This is a genomic window from Martelella mediterranea DSM 17316, from assembly GCF_002043005.1.
Lineage (GTDB): Bacteria > Pseudomonadota > Alphaproteobacteria > Rhizobiales > Rhizobiaceae > Martelella > Martelella mediterranea.
In genome coordinates this window covers 642501-660770 of record NZ_CP020330.1, presented here as the reverse complement: position 1 = coordinate 660770, position 18270 = coordinate 642501, and the positions used below count along the sequence as shown (strand labels likewise).

Genomic DNA, 18270 nt, shown 5'->3' with positions numbered 1-18270 from the left:
CTGGCGGCGGCGCTGTAGGAATTTGAGAGGCGGGTCCCTCCACCTCCGTGCAATGAGGATGCGCTGTTCCCTCATCCGGCCTTCGGCCACCTTCTCCCCAAGGGGAGAAGGGGAAGCCGGCGATGTTTTGCCTGGCCGCTTGTTCCCAGGATGGCTGCACGGTTCCCCCTCGCCCCGAAGGGGAGAGGGTGGCGCGTATGCGCCGGGTGAGGGGAGGCGGCGCTTGCGTCCTTCCGCCAGGCTTCGTAAAACCTGCAAAGCGAAGCAGGGAGCGAAGACGTGGCGCAAGGGCGGGCGAGATTGTGGACGATACCGCCGGGCGTTGCGTTTCTCGACAGCCTTGCCGCCCGCCTGCTCGATGGCAGCCTGACGGATCAATTCCGACACGACCCCGAAAATCCGCTGGCGCTCGCCGATGTGAAAATATTCCTACCCACCCGCCGCGCGGTCCGCGAACTGCGCGCGTCGTTTGCCGAAAAGCTCGGCGGCGAGGCGGCGATCCTGCCGGAAATCCGCGCGCTTGGCGAAGTCGACGAGGATGAGGGGTTTTTGGGCGAAAGCCTGCCGGAGGCCGCGGAAGCCCTGCCGCCGATCGAGCCGGTGCCGCGGCTGCTGGAGCTTGCCGGGCTGATCCTGCCCTGGCGCAACCGGCTTTCCGACGAGCTTGCCGGCCTGCACGGCGGTTCGCCGCTGGTGGCGCCGGCCAGTCCGGCGGATGCGGTGTGGCTTGCCCGCGACCTTGCCGAACTGATCGACGCGATGGAGACCGAAGGCGTCGACTGGGACCGGCTGTCGGCGCTGGAACAGGACAATTACGCGGTCTGGTGGCAGCTGACCGCCGAATTTCTCGGCATCGCGGCGATCTACTGGCCGGGCCGGCTCGATGAACTCGGCCGTTCCTCGGCTGTCGCCCATCGCAATGGCCTCCTTGCCGGCGAGGCGGAGCGGCTGCGGACTCTTTCCTCGCCCGTCATCATCGCCGGCTCCGCCGGTTCGGTTCCCGCGGTGGCGGGGCTGATCGCGGCGGCGGCGGAGATGGAAAACGGCGTGATCGTGCTGCCCGGCCTCGATACCGCCATGCCGGAGGCGGATTTTCAGGCGCTGACAGCGCCCGATCTCAACCCGGCCATGCCCGATCCCTCGATCCGCAGCCATCCGCAATATGAAATGGCGCGGCTGATCGAACGGCTCGGCCTGACCAGGGCCGAATTCGAGGCTCTCGAGACGCCGGAGCCCGACAGCGCGGCCCGCCACAGCGTGCTCGCCGCCGCCTTCGCGCCGGCCGAGGCAACCGATCGCTGGGAGGCATGGCGCGAGACGATCGCGCCGGATGATCTCGCGCGCGGCTTTGCCGAGGTTGCGTTGGTCGAGGCGGCCAATGAGCGGCAGGAGGCGGTGGCCGTCGCCATCGCGCTCCGGCTGGCGCTGGAGCAGGAAACGGAAGACGGCAGACCGTCGCGCGCGGCGCTGATCACGCCCGACCGGGATCTTGCCCGGCGGGTGGCGGCCGAACTTGGGCGGTTTCAGATCGAGGCGGATGATTCGGCCGGCACGCCATTGGCTGCCACCGGGCAGGGCACGCTGCTGACGCTGATGCTGGAGGCGGCCTTGAAGCCCGGCGATCCGGCCACCCTTGCCGCCCTCCTTAAACACCCGCTCGCCCGTTTCGGCCTGTCGGCCCGCGCCATGCGCGGGGCAGCCGCCGCTTTCGAGCTTTTAGCGCTGAGAGGCGGCACGCGGCTGGTCCCGCTCGGTCATCTGGAGGCATTTCTGGACGATGCGCTGGAGAAACAGACCGACGACCGGCACCCGCCGCGCTGGCGCTCGGCACTACCGAAAACCGCCGCCGATGATGCCCGCGATCTCGCACGGCGCATCGATTTCGCCCTTCAGTCGCTGATTGAAACCCATGTGGCGCGCGGGCCGGACAGGGCGCCGATCACCGAAAACCTCATGCTTGCCGACTGGGCAGCGCGCACCGGACGGGCGCTGGAGGCGACGGCGCGCGATGCGACCGATGATCTGGCGGCGCTGTGGAGCGGGGAGGCCGGGGAGCGGCTGGCGGCCATGCTTTCGGAAATCATGGGCTCCTCGACTCCGATCGAGGCCGACGGGCCGCAATGGATCGAGATCGTCGCGGCGCTTTCGGCCTCCGAGGCGGTCAAGCCGCGCCAGATGGGCAATCCGCGCGTGTTCATCTTCGGCGCGGTCGAGGCGCGGCTGCAGGACATGGACACGATCGTGCTCGGCGGCATGAATGAGGGCGTGTGGCCGACCCAGCCGAAGAACAATCCGTTCCTGTCGCGCGGGATGAAGGCCGAGATTGGGTTGGAGCCGCCGGAAAAGCGCGTCGGTCAGCTTGCCCATGACCTGTGGATGACTGCCGGCGCGCCGAGGCTCGTCATTTCGCGCGCGCTCAGGCAGGGCACCGCGCCAACGGTCGCCAGCCGCTGGCTGCAACGCCTGCTGGCCTTTGGCGGCCCCGGCCTTGCCGCCGACCTTGGCCGTCGTGGCGCGGTCTATCGCGACTGGGCCGAACAACTGGATGCGGCCCCGCGCCAACCGATTCCCGGCCGTCCCGCGCCCTATCCGCCGGCCGAACGCCAGCCGGAGCGCTATTCCTTCTCCGAGATCGGCCGGCTGCGGCGCGACCCCTATGCGGTCTATGCCCAGAAGGTGCTGAAACTCGACCCACTTCTGCCGTTAAACGCCGATCCCGGCGTCAAGGAGCGCGGCATTCTCTACCACGCGCTGGCCGAGCGTTTCATCAAATCGGGCGCGAGACCGGACAGCGAGGAGGGCCGGGCGGCGATGGACGAGATCATCGCGGAACTGCTGTTCGAAGCCGAACTCGCGCCGCATCTCGCGGTCAGCTGGGTGCCGCGCCTGCGCTCGGTCGCCGACGAATTCCTGGCCTTCGAGACCCGTCGGCGGGCGCTGGTCCCGATCGAGCAATCGCTGACCGAGGTTCCGGCCGGCTTCGACATTCCGCTGGCGGGCGTCCGGCTCACCGGCATTGCCGACCGGATCGACATGCTCGCCGGCGGCGGTGCCGAGATCATCGACTACAAGACCGGCTCCTCGCCATCGCTGAAACAGGCCCGCACCCTGCTCGACCCGCAATTGCCGCTGGAGGCGGCGGCCCTTGCGGTGGGCGGTTTCAAGGAGGTTGCGCCGGTGGAAGCGACAAGCCTCAAATATGTGCGGCTGCGCCCCGGCCATCGCTTCATCGGCGAGGCGCTGGAAAAGGCGGAGACAGCCAAGGAAGCCGCCATTACCGCCGAGGAACTGGCAGCCGATGCGCTCCGGGAATTCACCCGCTTCGTCATCGCGCTGAAATCCGGCGAGCGGCCATTCGCCTCGCGGCTGGTGCCGGCGAGCGCGCGCGATTTTTCCGGCGAATACGATCATCTGGCCCGGGTTGCCGAATGGTCGACGGCCGATGACGGGGAGGGCGGCGATGACGATTGAGACCGAAACCGCGCCCGGACACGACGCCGATGCCGATGCCTGGCTGTCCTGGACCACGGGACGGCAGCGGCTCGCCTCCGATCCCGCCCGCTCCGTCTGGGTATCGGCCAATGCCGGCTCGGGCAAGACCCATGTGCTGACCCAGCGCGTCGTCCGGCTGCTGCTGGCCGGCGCGCGGCCCTCGGCGATGCTGTGCCTCACCTATACCAAGGCGGCGGCGTCCGAGATGTCGAACCGGGTGTTCCGCCGGCTCGCCGAATGGGCGGTGCTGCCGGAAGCGGCCCTTGCCGACGAGATCGCCGAGATCGAGGGCGCGCGGCCGGACGCGCTGAAGATCGCGATGGCGCGGCGGCTGTTCGCCCATGCGCTGGAAACGCCGGGCGGGCTGAAGATCCAGACCATCCACGCCTTTTGCGAAAGCCTGCTGCACCGGTTTCCGCTGGAGGCCAATGTCGCCGGCCACTTCTCGGTGCTGGACGACACCGCCGCCGCCACGCTTCTGGCGGACGCCCGTCTCGGGCTGTTGACGGCAACGGCGAGCCGCGAAGACCCGGCGCTGTCGAAGGCGTTCCAGACCGTGCTCGATATCGCCGATGACAGCGGGCTTGAAAAGCTGCTCGGCGAAATCGTGCGCAACCGTCATGCGATCCGGCCGTTTCTGGAAGGTGCGCGCGATGGTCTCGAAGACGCATTGCGCGCGGCCTACGGGTTTGACGCCGATGCCTCGGCGGAGACGCTTGCCGGAGAGGCATGGCCGTTGCCGGGCCTCAGCGAGGACAGTTTCTCGTCGCTGATCGCGATCGCGCGCGCCGATGGCGGCAGCCGCGCCGGGCAATTCGCCGAGACCCTGGCTGCCGCATTGGCCGAGGATGACGCGGCAATTCGCTTCACCCATCTCGAAGAGGCGTTTCTGACCAAGGCCGGCGCGCCGAAGGCGGAGCGCACGCTGGTGTTCAAGAGCCTGCGTGACAAAGCGCCCGAGATTGCCGAGGCGGTGATGGCCGCGGCCGATCACGTCTTTGCCGTGCGCGATACGCTCGCCCGCTATCGGATCTTCGAAAAGACGCTGGCCGCGCTGACGCTCGCGGATCGGCTCGACCGGCGCTATGAGGAGTTGAAGCGCCGGCGCGGCAAGCTCGATTTCGAGGATCTGATCGCCCATGCCGCGAGCCTTCTCACGCGACCCGATTCCGGCCAGTGGATCCACTACAAGCTCGACCAGGGCATCGATCATATTCTGGTGGACGAGGCGCAGGATACCGCCCCGCTGCAATGGGATGTGGTCAGGGCGCTGAGCGAGGACTTTTTCTCAGGCGAGGGTGCGCGGCCGGGACAGCGCACCATGTTCGCCGTCGGCGACGAGAAGCAGTCGATCTATTCATTCCAGGGCGCGCGGCCCGAGCGCTTTTCCGCCGAGGGCCGCCTCGCCGAGCGGCGGGTGTTGGCGATCGATGCCGGTTTCGCGCGGATCGGCCTGCCGCTGTCATTCCGCTCGACCGCCTCGGTGCTTTCGGCGGTCGACCTCGTGTTCTCGGTGCCGGAAAACCGCAAGGGGCTTTCGGCGGAAGACGAGGCCACGGTTCATATCTCCAACCGCATCGGCCATCCGGGTCGGGTCGAGGCGTGGGATGTGATCGCGCCGGCCGAAGTGATCGAGACCGATGACTGGACCGCGCCGTTCGACGCCACGCCTGACGAGGCGCCGGCGGCGATCCTTGCCCGGCGGATCGCCCACCGCATCGCCGCCATGGTCGGAACCGAGACGCTCGTCGATCACGGCGTCAGCCGCACGGTGAGGGCTGGTGACATTCTGGTTCTGGTGAGAAAGCGCGATGCCTTCGTCAATGCGCTGACCCGCGCGCTGAAATCGCCCTACGACATTCCCGTCGCCGGCGCCGACCGGTTGCGGCTTGCCGATCATATCGCGGTCAAGGACCTGATCGCGCTTGGCCGTTTTGCCGTGCTGCCGGAGGACGATCTTTCGCTGGCCGCGATCTTCAAGAGCCCGCTGCTGTCGCTCTCGGAAGACGATCTCTTTGCTGTGGCCGCGATGCGCAAAGCGGGCGAGCATGTCTGGTCGGCGCTGCGCCGGCTTGCCGGTGCCGGCGATGAGACGCTTGCCGTCGCGGTCGAGAGGCTGGAGCGGGTCATCAACGCCGCGCGCCGGCGCACCGCGTTCGATTTCTACGCCGGAATTCTGGCGCGCGAGGGCGGGAGGCGGGCGTTTCTGGCGCGGCTTGGCAGCGAGGCGGGCGATATTCTCGATGAATTTCTCAATGCCGCCAAGGGCCACGAGGATACCGGCCTGCCGGGCTTGCAGAGCTTTCTCGACGTGCTGGAGACCGGCGGGCTGGAGATCAAGCGCGAGCAGGACCAGGGCCGCAATGAAGTGCGGATCATGACCACCCATGCCGCCAAGGGGCTGGAAGCGCCGGTGGTGTTTCTGGTCGATGGCGGCGGCAAGCCGTTCGAGCCGCGCAACCTTTCGGGCTTCCGGGTGATGGCGGGCGATGTGCCGGTCTGGCATGGAGCCGCGCGCGATGCCGACAGTATGGTCGCCGCCGATCTCGCCCGGCGCGAGGCCGAGGCGAAGGAGGAATATCGCCGGCTGCTTTACGTGGGCATGACCCGCGCCGCCGACCGGCTGATCGTGGCGGGCTATCGCGGCCGCACCGAGGTGCCGGATACCTGGCATCGCATGGTCTGGTCGGCGCTGCAAGGCGATCACCGCGTCAACGAGACGGTGATGGCCGGGCCGGGCGGCGAGGAATGGCCGGCACTGGTCTTCGAGGAGAAAATCCCGCCGCGCCGGTTTGACGAGGCCGAGGCCGGAAAGGCCGCCGCCGAAAAGCCGCCGCTGCCGGAGGCGCTGCTGACGCCGTTTCGCGATGCCGCCCGCCCGCAGCCGCCGCTCAGCCCGTCGCGCGCCGGCATCGAGGTCGAGGACCCCGCGCCGATGACGGCCTCGCCCCTGTTCGAAAAGCCGGAGATCAATCTGGCGCTGGAGCGCGGCCGGCTGATGCATCGGCTGTTGCAGATATTGCCGGGATTTGAAACCGATGACCGGGCCGCCGCCTGCCGACGCTATCTCGACCGCGCGGCCTTCTCGTTGCCGGAGGAAGAACGCGCCGCGATTGCGGAAAGCGTGATGGCGGTGATCGGCGATCCCCGGCTGCAGCCGCTGTTTGCGCCGTCCGCCCGCCCCGAGGTCTCGATTGCCGGCACCGTGCGGCTCGCCGGCGGGGCCTATACCGTTTCCGGCCGGCTCGACCGGCTGGCGGTGACGGATAACCGGGTGCTGCTCGCCGATTTCAAGACCAACCGCAATCCGCCGGGTGACAGCGAGACGCCGCCCTTCAGCCATGTGGCGCAGATGGCGGTCTATCGCGAAATCCTGAAGCCGCTCTATCCGCAAAGCGCGATCGATTGCCTGCTGATCTATACAGAGACGGCGGCGGTGCGGGTGCTGAGCGAGGCCGAACTCGCCGAAGCCCTTGCGCGACTTGCGACAAAGTGACGGGGCGGCATTGATTTTTTATGAAACCATGCTCACATGCATCTCAAGATTTTGCGAAAGGGGCCGGGTGTGTTTCCGGCAACGCAAGGAGCTATCAAATGACGACAGTCAAGGTCACTACAGCCAATTTCAAGCAGGAAGTGCTTGAATCTTCAGAACCCGTCGTGGTCGATTTCTGGGCCGAATGGTGCGGCCCGTGCCGGATGATCGGCCCGAGCCTGGAGGAAATCGCCGAGGAAATGAACGGCAAGGTCAAGATCGCCAAGGTCAATGTCGATGACAATCCGGATCTGGCGGTCCAATACGGGGTCCGTTCGATCCCGATGCTGGCCATGTTCAAGGGCGGCGAACTTGCCGACGTGAAGGTCGGCGCCGCGCCGAAAACCGCGCTTTCGAGCTGGATTTCCGGCGTCGTAGGCTGAAAACAGCCACATTTTGCAGCCATGAAGCCCGCCATTGCGCGGGCTTTTTTTGATCGAGGCGGAACCTGGCGGATTTTGCCGCGTTTTGGCCTTCAGCACTATTATGGCCAAAACGGAGTTTACCTCTTGATGACGACGATGCGTTCTGTTTCGCCCTCTCTTCTCAGCCTGTTCGTTGTTCCCCTGTTTCTGCTGCCGGCAACGGCTTCCGCCTTCGAACCGGAACTCGGCCCGGCAAAGCCGTTCTCGTTTGAAACGCTTTCCGAGGATGCAAAGGCCCTTTCCGAAAAGCCGTTCGAGCCTTATCCGGTTGAAACGCCGGAACTGTTCGACAAGATCGACTACGACGCCCACTGGAAGATCAGGTTCCGCGCCGATCACACCGTGGAGGTCGGCGACGCGCCGGTGCAGTTCTTCCATCAGGGTCGCTATTTCAAGGAACCGGTCACGATCAATCTGGTGACGGATGGCGAAGCCCGCGAAGTTGTGTACAGCGCCGACTATTTCGACATGCCGGAGGACAGCCCCGCCAAGGCCGTCGAGGATGTCGCGGGCTGGGCCGGGTTCCGGGTGATGCGGCCGGATATGAAGACCGACTGGATTTCGTTTCTCGGGGCCTCCTATTTCCGCACCGACGGTCCCGACAAGCAGTACGGCCTTTCGGCGCGCGCGCTGGCGGTCGATACCGGGCTTTCGACGGCGGAGGAATTTCCGCGCTTCACCGCCTTCTATCTGGAGGAAGACGAGGATGCCGATGAGGGCATCGTCATCTACGCGCTGCTGGACAGCAAGAGCGTCGCCGGCGCCTACCGGATCGAGGCGGAAAACACCGATGGCGAGGGCCAGGTGCTCCATATCCAGAGCCGGCTGTTCTTCCGCGATGCGGTGGAGCGTCTCGGCATCGCGCCGCTGACCTCGATGTACTGGTATTCCGAGACCCATCGCAACATGGCCTTCGACTGGCGTCCGGAAGTCCATGACAGCGATGGTCTGGAAATCGTCACAGGCAGCGGCGAGCAGATCTGGCGGCCGCTCAACAATCCAAACCGGGTGGTGACCTCGAGCTTCTATGACGACAATCCGCAGGGCTTCGGCCTGATCCAGCGCGACCGCGATTTCGACCACTATCTCGATGACGGCGTGTTCTACAATCGCCGCGCTTCCGCCTGGATCACGCCGGAGGGCGACTGGGGCAAGGGCATGGTGCAGCTCGTGGAACTGCCGTCCGATGACGAAATCTACGACAATATCGTGGCCTACTGGCTGCCCGAGGACCTGCCCGAGGCGGGCGACGAACGCGATTTCGCCTATACGCTGACCTGGGCCAAGCGCGGGCCTGAAAACGATGCGCTGGCCGAGACCGAGGCGAGCCGGATCGGGCGCGGCGGCGTGCCCGGTCAGCCGCGGCCGGACGACCAGATCAAGGTCGTGGTCGAGTTCTCTGGCGATGCCGTCTCTGGCCTGACGATGGAAGATGGCGTCGAGCCGCAGGTCTCGGTGGGCGCCGGCGCGGAGCTGCTTGATGCCTTCGCCATGCCGATCGTCGGCACCGACGACTGGCGGCTGACCTATGACCTGAAGTTCGATGAGGGCGCCGATACCGTCGATGTCCGCGCCTATCTTTCGAAGGATGGTGCGCCGCTGACGGAAACCTGGCTCGGCCAGTTTCACACGGGCCAGTTCGAATAAGAACCTCCGTGACGGGGCACGGCTAAAAGGCCGATGCCCCGCAAGGGATGACTGAGCGGCAATTTAGTGCTATAGGCTCGCGCAAACGGGCGGCGATAGGATTGCGCCCGACGATTTTTCATAGCGTATCAGCGGGTTCGCCCTGCCGCCTGAATGGCCGGCGGCGAACGGCCGCGTTGCCGGAGAGGCCATGTCCGTAGCCGAAATCGATCTTGAAGCCCAGCGCGCCCGGTCCCGTCCGGCCGCCTCTTCAGTGCAGAGCAAGACCACGCTGATCGGCCTTTCCAAGCCGGAGCTTGGCGAGGCGCTGGCCTCGATCGGGGTTGCCGACAAGCAGATCAAGATGCGCGTCAGCCAGATCTGGAACTGGCTCTATGTACGCGGCGTCTCGGATTTTGCCGAGATGACCAATGTCGCCAAGGATTTGCGGGCGAAGATGGCCGAGGCCTTCGATATCGCCCGCCCGGAAATCGTCACCGAGCAGATTTCGACCGACGGCACCCGCAAATGGCTGATCCGCTTCCCCTCGCACGGCGCCGGCAAGCCGGTCGAGATCGAGACCGTTTATATTCCGGAGGAAGATCGCGGCACGCTGTGCATCTCCAGCCAGGTCGGCTGCACGCTCACCTGCTCCTTCTGTCACACCGGCACGCAGCGGTTGGTGCGCAATTTGCGACCCGAGGAAATTCTCGGCCAGTTGCTGGTCGCCCGCGACGCGCTCGGCGATTTTCCGAACCGCGATGCGCCGAACGGCGCCTTCATCCCGGAATCCGACCGCAAGGTCACCAATATCGTGATGATGGGCATGGGCGAGCCGCTCTATAATTTCGAGGCGGTGAAGAAGGCGCTGCTGATCGCGTCTGCCGAAGACGGCCTGTCGCTGTCGAAGCGCCGCATCACGCTCTCGACCTCCGGCGTGGTGCCGGAAATCTACCGCACCGGCGACGAGATCGGCTGCATGCTGGCGATCTCGCTGCATGCGGTGCGCGACGATCTGCGCGACCTGCTGGTGCCGATCAACAAGAAGTATCCGCTGGAAGAGCTGATCAAGGCCTGTCGCGAGTATCCGGGCCTGTCCAACGCCAAGCGCATCACCTTCGAATATGTGATGCTGAAGGACGTCAATGACAGCCTTGCCGATGCCCGCGACCTGGTGAAGCTCCTGAAGGGCGTGCCGGCCAAGATCAACCTGATCCCGTTCAACCCGTGGCCGGGCTCGAACTACCAGTGTTCCGACTGGGAAACGATCGAGCGCTTCGCCGATTTCATCAACCAGGCCGGTTACGCCTCCCCGATCCGCACCCCGCGCGGCCGCGACATCCTCGCCGCCTGCGGCCAACTCAAGTCGGAATCGGAGCGCATGCGCAAGACCGAACGGCTTGCCTATGAGGCGATGATGATCGCCAACCACGGGGATTGAGGCAGGGTTCTGCTTTGCCGCTTGCTCCCAATATTCTCTCCCGCTGGCGGGAGAGATGCCCCGAAAGGGGCAGTGAGGGTGGATCAGCGTTTCAAATCGTGACGGCGTTCGCGGGGACAGACTCTCCCCTCACTGTCGCTTTCGCGACATCTCTCCCCTCCGGAGCGAGAAGTTTTGGGGGCTGGGCGGCGAGGTGCCGTCGTGCTCGGGCCGCGCTTTCGGCCTGCGAGCCTGCGACCAGTCTATAGTGTCGCTCAGATCCTCGCCTGCCTCAAACCGCCTGTCAAATTCATGTGCCTTCATGGCCGTCGATCTTATTTCACCGCGCCTGCGTCAGCAATATTTTCACCGCGAACAGCGAGAACACGCCGGCGAACAGGCAGTCGATGGCGCGCAGCACGCGTTTGTGCGCCATCAGCCAGCCGGAAAGCCGGTGGGCGGCGAGGACGATCGCGATTGTTGGCAGAAGTGCGACGGCGATGAAGGTGAAGCCGAGGAAGAGCAGCTTGCCGGTGACGTTCGGATCGCTCGGCGTCACGAATTGCGGCAGGAAGGTCATGAAGAAGATGATGACCTTGGGGTTCAGCAGGTTGACCCAGAAGCCGTTCGCCATCGCCGCCTTCAGCGAGCCGCGCTTGCGCTCCGGCCTTGCCTCCGCCTCCAGCACGAAATTATTGCCCTTGCGGATCGCCATCACCGCGATCCAGAGCAGATAGGCCGCACCCCCGCTCTTCAGGATGAAGAAGGCGGTGGGAGAAGCGATGATCAGGGCGGAGACGCCGAAGGCGACCAGGATCGTGTGGACGCAGATGCCGAGATTGGTGCCGACAAGCACCATCAGCCCGGCGGCCCGCCCCTCCTTCAACGCCTTGCTGATCGACAGTGTCATGTCGGGACCGGGGGTGAGCGCCAGAAGCAGCGTTGCGGCGGAAAAGGCGAGGAGAACGGGAAGCGACGGGATGAAATCCATGGGACACCTGCATGAGGGTGGCGGACCCTCATTGTGATTGCCGACGAGGTTAACAATCTGTAATGAGGGCGGTGAGGCTTTGCAAGATTCCACACTTTGCGGCAGGGCCGAAAACAGGGAAGGGATTGTTCTTGCGCGTTCTCGATGAAGCCTTTTTTCCGGAATTGCCGAATTACTATCGCGGCAAAGTCAGGGAAAACTACGATCTGCCGGATGGCCGGCGGATCATCATCACCACCGACCGCACCAGCGCGTTCGACCGGGTGCTGGCTTCGATACCGCACAAGGGCGCGATCCTGACCCAGATCGCCCGGTTCTGGTTCGAGGAAACCGCCGATATCGCCGCCAATCACGTCGTCGCCTATCCCGATCCGAACGTGGTGGTGGGCAAGCGGCTTGATATCCTGCCGGTCGAAATCATCGTACGCGGCTATCTCGCCGGCACCACCGATACCTCGATCCTGACCCGCTACAAGCGCGGTGAGCGCAAGATCTACGGCATCACCTTTCCCGATGGCATGCGCGACAATGAAGCGCTGCCCGCGCCGATCATCACGCCCACCAGCAAGGCGTTCGATGGCGGCCATGATGAGCCACTGACGCCGGAAGAGATCGTAGTGAAGGGGCTTTTGACACAGGCCGAGTGGGATGAAGTCTCCGCTACGGCGCTGAAGCTTTTTGCGCGCGGGCAGGAAATCGCCGCGAAGCGGGGGCTGATCCTCGCCGACACCAAATACGAATTCGGCAAGGACGCCGACGGCAATATCCTGCTTGCCGATGAAATCCATACGCCTGATTCGAGCCGCTACTGGATGGCGGAAAGCTATGGGCGGCGGTTTTCGGCGGGCGAACGGCCGGAAAGTTTCGACAAGGACTTCATCCGCTCCTGGGTGGTGGCGCGCTGCGACCCCTACAAGGACCCGATTCCGGAGATTCCCGAAGATGTCGTGCTGGCGGCCTCGGACGTCTATGGTCGGGCATTCGAGATGATCACCGGCAAGCCGTTTGTCGCCGATGAAAGCGGCGACAGCGTGAAGGCGCGGATCCGCGCCAATCTGCAGGCCTATTATCCCGACGGGGACTGGGGCTGATGCGAAGGCCACGGCGAAGCGGCGCGGAAACACGGGAAGCGATCCTTGCGACCGCCGAGCGTTTGTTCCGCGCGCGCGGTTTTGCCGCCGTGTCGATCGCCGATATCGCCGCCGAACTCGATATGTCGCCGGCCAATGTATTCAAGCACTTCAAGAGCAAGCTGACGCTTGGCCGGGCGATTGCCTATCGCCACGGCCGCAGGCTTGCCGAGCGCTGCAGCATCGAGGATTCATCGGGAACGCCCGACCAGAAGCTGAAGCTTTTCCTCTCACGGCTCGCGCGCGAACACGTCTGCGACAAGCTGGAGAATCAGTATCTTTTCGAAATGATCCCGCTGGTGCTCGAGGATCCCGCCAAGGGCGGCAGAATCTATCGCCGGCTCGTCGAGGACAAGCTCTGCGCCCTGATCGCCGAAGCCATGGAGGACGGAATATATCGCCCGGGCGATCCGGCGCGCGATGCCGGGGTGATCGTCGACATGCTGGCAAGCGTGCTCCACCCGAAGATGTTGCATTGCGTTGATCCCGAAGCGCTTTCGGACAAGACGGCGCTGATCATCGACCTGATCGACAGCGGACTGAAATACCGAGTTGCAAAGTGATGATTTCTGATATACGTCACTTTGACCGTTATGAGGCAGCCAACCTCATTCCGATCACATGTGTGGCAGATATGTTGTTTCCTGCCACGTTTAGACTGTGTTAAGAAAACGACCATTGTTCATTTTCTATTCTGGATAGGTGCCCATGCTGTCGCGCAAGCTTCCGATCGCTGCCTTTACCGTTCTCGCATTCGCGCTCGGCGCTTGCAGTGATGATGGCAAGAACCAACAGGCCGGTCAGCAGCCGCCGCCGCCGAAGGTTGGCGTTATCACGATGTCGGAGCAGACGGTGCCGCTGACCACGACACTGCCGGCGCGGGCGGTTGCCTATCAATATGCCGAGATTCGCCCGCAGGTGACCGGCATCATCACCAACAAGGCCTTCAAGGACGGCGCCCTGGTGGAAGCCGGCGACCTGCTCTACGAGATCGAGGCGGATACCTACGAGGCTTCTCTTGCTTCCGCGCAGGCCAATCTCGACAAGGCCAATGCGGCCGTTCCGGGCGCCAAGGAAAACTACGAGCGCTATCAGCGGATCGTGAACACCGGCGCCACCGAGATTCAGGTGACCGATGCCAAGACCCGTTACGACACCGCGCTCGCGGATGTCAGCGCGGCCAAGGCGGCTGTGAAGTCGGCGCAGATCAACCTCGATCACACAAAGATTACCGCGCCGTTCGGTGGCGTTCTCGGCGTGTCCAACGTTTCGGTCGGCAACCTTGCGTCCCCGACCGCGTCGACCCCGCTGGTTGATCTCAACCAGCTCGATCCGATCTATGTCGACATGTACGAATCAGCCGGGCAGGTGCTTTCGGCCACCGGCAAATATTCCGATTTCAAATCGGAAAGCGACCTGTCCAAGGTCAAGGTCAATGTCCAGCTCGACGACGGCAGCACCTATGACGTGACCGGCAATCTCGATGTCTCGGCCCGCACGGTCGACCAGTCGACCGGCACGGTGAACCTGCGCGCCATCTTTGACAATCCCGACCATGTCCTGCTGCCCGGCATGTTCGTGCGCGCCACGCTGACGGTTGCCGAGGAGCAGGGCTACCTCATCCCGCAGCTCGCCGCCCAGATCGAGGCCGGCGGCAAGGTTTCGGCGATGTTCGTGACCTCCGATAACAAGGTCGAGACGCGGGTCTTCGACGAGGTGATGGTCTCCAACAATTCCTGGCTGGTGCAGAAGAACGTCTCGGACGGCGACCGTCTGATCGTCGACGGCTTCCAGTCGCTCGTGGGCGGGGTGACCGACGTCACGCCGGTGCCGGCGAAAATCAATGATAAGGGCGTCGTCGTCGATGACACGTCGGGTTCTTCCGGCGGCTCTTCGAGCGGTGGTTCATCAAGCGCTGCAGGATCAACAGGCGGAAATGGCTGAGCGCAAGGCTTGTGCAGGCACCGGAACCAAGCGCTCGAGGTATGATTAATGGCTAATTTCTTTATCAACAGACCCGTTTTCGCCTGGGTGATCGCCATTGTGATCATGCTGATCGGCGGGCTTGGCATTTCCCAGCTACCCATTTCGCAATATCCGCAGATCGCGCCGACCACGATTTCGCTCTCCGCCAGCTATCCGGGCGCGAGCGCGAGAACGGTCGAAACCACGGTGACCAACGTCATCGAAGATGGCCTGACCGGCTTCGATGACATGCTCTACCTCACCTCGACGTCATCGCCCGGCCTGTCGCAGATTTCGGTGATCTTCGGGCCCGGCATCGATCCGGAAATCGCGCAGGTCGAGGTTCAGAACAAGCTGCAGCTCGTGCAGCCCCAGCTTCCCGACGTGGTGCGCAATCTCGGCATCACCGTCAGCCGTTCGTCCTCCAGCTTCCTGATGGTTGTCGCGCTGACCGACAGCAGCGGCCAGTATTCCGCCGCCGACCTCGGCAACATCATCGACAGCTCGATCAATGACAGCATTGCGCGCCTTGAAGGCGTCGGCAGCGTTCAGGGCTTCTACACGCCCTATGCCATGCGCGTCTGGCTCGATCCCTACAAGCTCAACCAGTACAATCTGACGGTCGCCGATGTTTCCAACGCCATCCAGGCGCAGAACCAGCAGGTTGCCGTCGGCGATATCGGCGGCAATCCCTCCGTCGAGGGCCAACAGCTCAGTATTACCGCGGTTTCGGCCACCCAGCTCGAAAACGTGACGGAGTTCGAGAACATCATCCTGAAGTCGACCGAGAACGGCGCGACCGTCACGCTCTCGGATGTCGGCAGGGTCGAGCTCGGCCAGCAATACTACCAGTTCTACACCTATTATAACGGCCTGCCCGCAGCGGGCTTCGCGATCGAGCTTGCCAATGGCGCCAATGCGATCGACACCTCGAAAGCGGTGACCGATTTCATGGACTCCATCAAGCCGTCGCTGCCGCAGGGCGTCGATGTGATCTACCCCTACGACACCACGCCCTTCGTCGAACTGTCGATCGAGCAGGTGGTGCACACCCTGTTCGAGGCGATCGTGCTGGTGTTCGTGGTCCTGCTGGTGTTCCTGCAGAACCTGCGCGCGACGCTCATCGCCACGCTAGTCGTGCCCGTCGTGCTGCTCGGCGCCTTCGGCGTGCTCGCCTTTGCCGGCTTCTCGATCAACACGCTCACCATGTTCGCCATGGTGCTGGCGATCGGCCTATTGGTGGATGACGCGATCGTCGTCGTCGAGAACGTCGAGCGAATCATGCATGAGGATGGTCTGCCGCCGAAGGAGGCGACGCAGAAGTCCATGGGCGAGATCCAGGGCGCGCTGATCGGCATCGTCATGGTGCTGACGGCAGTGTTCATTCCGATGGCGTTCATCGGCGGCTCGACCGGCATCATCTACCGTCAGTTCTCGATCACGATCGTGGCGGCGATGATCCTGTCGGTTATGGTGGCGATGATCTTCACCCCGGCGCTGTGCGCGACCCTGCTCAAGCCCGTCGATCCGACCAAGAAGGATCGCGGACTTTCGGGCTATTTCAATCGCGGCTTCGAACGCGTGACCAATGGCTATATCCACGGCGTCGCGCTCATGCTCAGGTGGCTGATCCCGGTTTTCGCGGTTTTCGCCGTCCTGCTTTTCGGGGTCTATCACTATTTCACGCAGCTTCCCGAATCCTTCCTTCCCGATGAGGACCAGGGCTCGCTGTTCGTGATCGTCAATCTCCCGACCGGAGCGACGACGGAGCGAACCGGTGCCGTCACGGAGCAGGTGGGCGCCTATTTCCGCAACCAGGAAAAGGACGCCGTGGAAGCCGTGTTCACGGTTCTGGGCTTCTCCTTCGCCGGTCAGGGCCAGAACTACGCCATGGCCTTCATCGAGCTGAAGCCGTTCGACGACAGAACGGACAAGAACCTGACCGCGGCCGCCGTGGCCCAGCGCGCCAACGGCTATTTCTACATGAATGTGCGTGATGCTCAGGTCTATGTGGTGCAGCCGCCGTCGATCCCCGGCCTCGGCCAGTCCACCGGCTGGACCGGTTATGTCGTCGACAGCGGCAATCAGGGCCAGGAGGCGACGCTTGCGGTTACCAACCGGATCATCCGGCAGATGAATCAGGGCGGCATAGCCGCGCAGGTTCGCACCGATACCCAGCCGGACGAAACCCAGCTCAAGATCGCGATCGACGATCAGAAGGCAGGCGCATATGGCGTGAGCATCGCCGAAGCAACGGGCATGCTGTCGACCATCTACGCCGGCTCGAACATCAACAACTTCACGCTCGACGACAAGGTGAAGAAGGTCTACGTGCAGGGCGATACGCCCTACCGCATGCAACCGGAGGACATCTATCGCTGGTATGCCCGCAATCTCAGCGGTGACATGGTGCCGTTCTCCGCCTTCACCGATATCGAATGGACCACGGGCGCGCCTTCGCTGGCGCATTACAACGGCAACTCCGCCGTTGATATCCAGGGCGGAACCCAGCCGGGCTTTGCCTCCGGACAGGCCATGAACCAGCTCGTCGACATGGTGGATCAGACGCCCGGCGGCTTCACCGTCGCCTGGACCGACATGTCGCTGCAGCAGGTGATCTCCGGCAATGAAGTGACGTATCTCTACATGATCTCGGTGCTGTTCGTGTTCCTCTGCCTTGCCGCGCTTTATGAAAGCTGGAGCATTCCGTTCGCTGTGATCCTCGCGGTTCCGGTCGGGATTCTCGGCGCGGTTCTGGCGGCGAACTTGCGTGGCATGGAGAATGACATCTACTTCAAGGTCGGTATGCTCACCACAATGGGCCTGGCCGCGAAGAACGCCATTCTGATCGTGGAGTTCGCGCGCGAGCAGAGCGAGAAGGGCGATTCGCTTTACGACGCCACCCTTCACGCCGCCCGCATGCGTCTGAGACCAATCATCATGACCTCGCTCGCCTTCATCCTCGGCGTTACGCCGCTGGTGTTGGCGACGGGAGCCGGTTCGGCTGCGCAGAACGCCATCGGCACGGCCGTGTTCGGCGGCATGCTGGCGGCAACCACCCTTGGCATCTTCTTCGTTCCCTCGTTCTTCGTCGCCGTCTGCCGCATCATGGGCATCGGCAAGAAGGACCAGAAAGCGGCAGAAGAGCAACAGGTGGTTTAAAACCGGGTTAACCATATTGCGCCGGGCCCGGCCCGGCGCTTACTAATAGGCCGTTGGTCCGCGTTGCGGTCCAGCCGAACTGACAGGATATTTCAGATGTTGTTGCGCCGTATTGCATCCGTTCCGCTGCTCATGGTTTTCCTGTCCGGCTGTGTTGTCGGGCCGGATTATGTGGCGCCGACAGCGGCGCTGCCGGACAAGTTCAGCGAAGGCAGCAGCCAGCCGGTCGGCGATGTGACCGATGTCGCCTGGTGGAGCGCATTCAACGACCCGCTGCTGACAGGCTATGTCCAGCAGGGCATGGTGCAGAACCTTTCCGTGCTTCAGGCGCTCGAGAGGATTGTTCAGGCCGAGACCAATGTCATTTCCGCGACGGCGGGGGCCTATCCGCAGGTCAACCTCAACGGTTCGGATACGGTCGGGGCTTCCGGCGGCGACGGCGCCTCGGCTCAGTCGCGCAAGATCACCAATACCTTCGGTGGATCGGTTCCGGTGTCCTGGGTGCTCGATCTGTTTGGCCTTTA

The 18270-nt window shown here is 63.8% G+C and carries 11 protein-coding genes (1 of these 11 cut by a window edge); 10 read left to right on the top strand and 1 reads right to left on the bottom strand.

Annotated elements, in window-relative coordinates:
* Window positions 1-279 precede the first annotated feature (279 nt).
* The 5 genes from addB to rlmN all read left to right on the top strand — a co-directional run bounded on the left by addB (window position 280) and on the right by rlmN (window position 10519).
* Window positions 280-3471 carry a double-strand break repair protein AddB gene (gene addB, locus Mame_RS02980; protein ID WP_033410478.1) on the top strand — a complete coding sequence of 1064 codons (3192 nt, stop codon included), beginning with the start codon at window positions 280-282 and terminating at the stop codon, window positions 3469-3471.
* Window positions 3461-6988 carry a double-strand break repair helicase AddA gene (gene addA, locus Mame_RS02975; RefSeq protein WP_018065655.1) on the top strand — a complete coding sequence of 1176 codons (3528 nt, stop codon included), beginning with the start codon at window positions 3461-3463 and terminating at the stop codon, window positions 6986-6988. The genes addB and addA overlap by 11 nt, the downstream gene beginning before the upstream one ends.
* Window positions 6989-7086: 98 nt before the next feature.
* Window positions 7087-7410, top strand: coding sequence for a thioredoxin (trxA, locus tag Mame_RS02970; protein WP_018065654.1), 324 nt, complete (start codon window positions 7087-7089; stop codon window positions 7408-7410).
* A 129-nt stretch (window positions 7411-7539) separates the two neighbouring features.
* A complete protein-coding gene (locus Mame_RS02965) occupies window positions 7540-9099 on the top strand; it encodes an OpgD/OpgG family glucan biosynthesis protein (protein ID WP_026173621.1) in 1560 nt (519 codons plus the stop codon).
* Between the two features lie 190 nt (window positions 9100-9289).
* A complete protein-coding gene (gene rlmN / locus Mame_RS02960) occupies window positions 9290-10519 on the top strand; it encodes a dual-specificity RNA methyltransferase RlmN (protein ID WP_018065652.1) in 1230 nt (409 codons plus the stop codon).
* A 319-nt stretch (window positions 10520-10838) separates the two neighbouring features.
* Here the strand turns inward: rlmN and Mame_RS02955 are convergent, their stop codons facing one another.
* A complete protein-coding gene (locus tag Mame_RS02955) occupies window positions 10839-11489 on the bottom strand; it encodes a LysE family translocator (protein ID WP_018065650.1) in 651 nt (216 codons plus the stop codon).
* Window positions 11490-11620: 131 nt separating this feature from the next.
* Here Mame_RS02955 and Mame_RS02950 point away from each other — a divergent pair, with 131 nt between their 5' ends.
* From Mame_RS02950 to Mame_RS02930, 5 genes are all read left to right on the top strand, one after another.
* Window positions 11621-12580: a phosphoribosylaminoimidazolesuccinocarboxamide synthase gene (locus tag Mame_RS02950; protein WP_018065649.1), complete on the top strand. Its 960-nt coding sequence runs from the start codon at window positions 11621-11623 to the stop codon at window positions 12578-12580.
* On the top strand, window positions 12580-13182 hold the full coding sequence (locus tag Mame_RS02945) for a TetR/AcrR family transcriptional regulator (protein ID WP_079920676.1): 603 nt from the start codon (window positions 12580-12582) through the stop codon (window positions 13180-13182). Before Mame_RS02950 ends, Mame_RS02945 begins: the two co-directional genes overlap by 1 nt.
* A 145-nt stretch (window positions 13183-13327) precedes the next feature.
* Window positions 13328-14563 (top strand): efflux RND transporter periplasmic adaptor subunit, encoded by a 1236-nt coding sequence (locus Mame_RS02940; RefSeq protein WP_018065647.1) that lies wholly within the window; start codon window positions 13328-13330, stop codon window positions 14561-14563.
* 48 nt (window positions 14564-14611) lie between these two features.
* The gene (locus tag Mame_RS02935; RefSeq protein WP_018065646.1) at window positions 14612-17746 is read left to right on the top strand and encodes an efflux RND transporter permease subunit; all 3135 of its coding nucleotides are present in this window, start codon (window positions 14612-14614) and stop codon (window positions 17744-17746) included.
* 96 nt (window positions 17747-17842) lie between these two features.
* Window positions 17843-18270, top strand: the start of a protein-coding gene (locus Mame_RS02930) for an efflux transporter outer membrane subunit (RefSeq protein WP_018065645.1). 970 nt of this gene lie beyond the right edge of the window; 428 of the gene's 1398 nt are visible here — the first part of the coding sequence; its start codon is at window positions 17843-17845; its stop codon lies beyond the right edge, outside the window.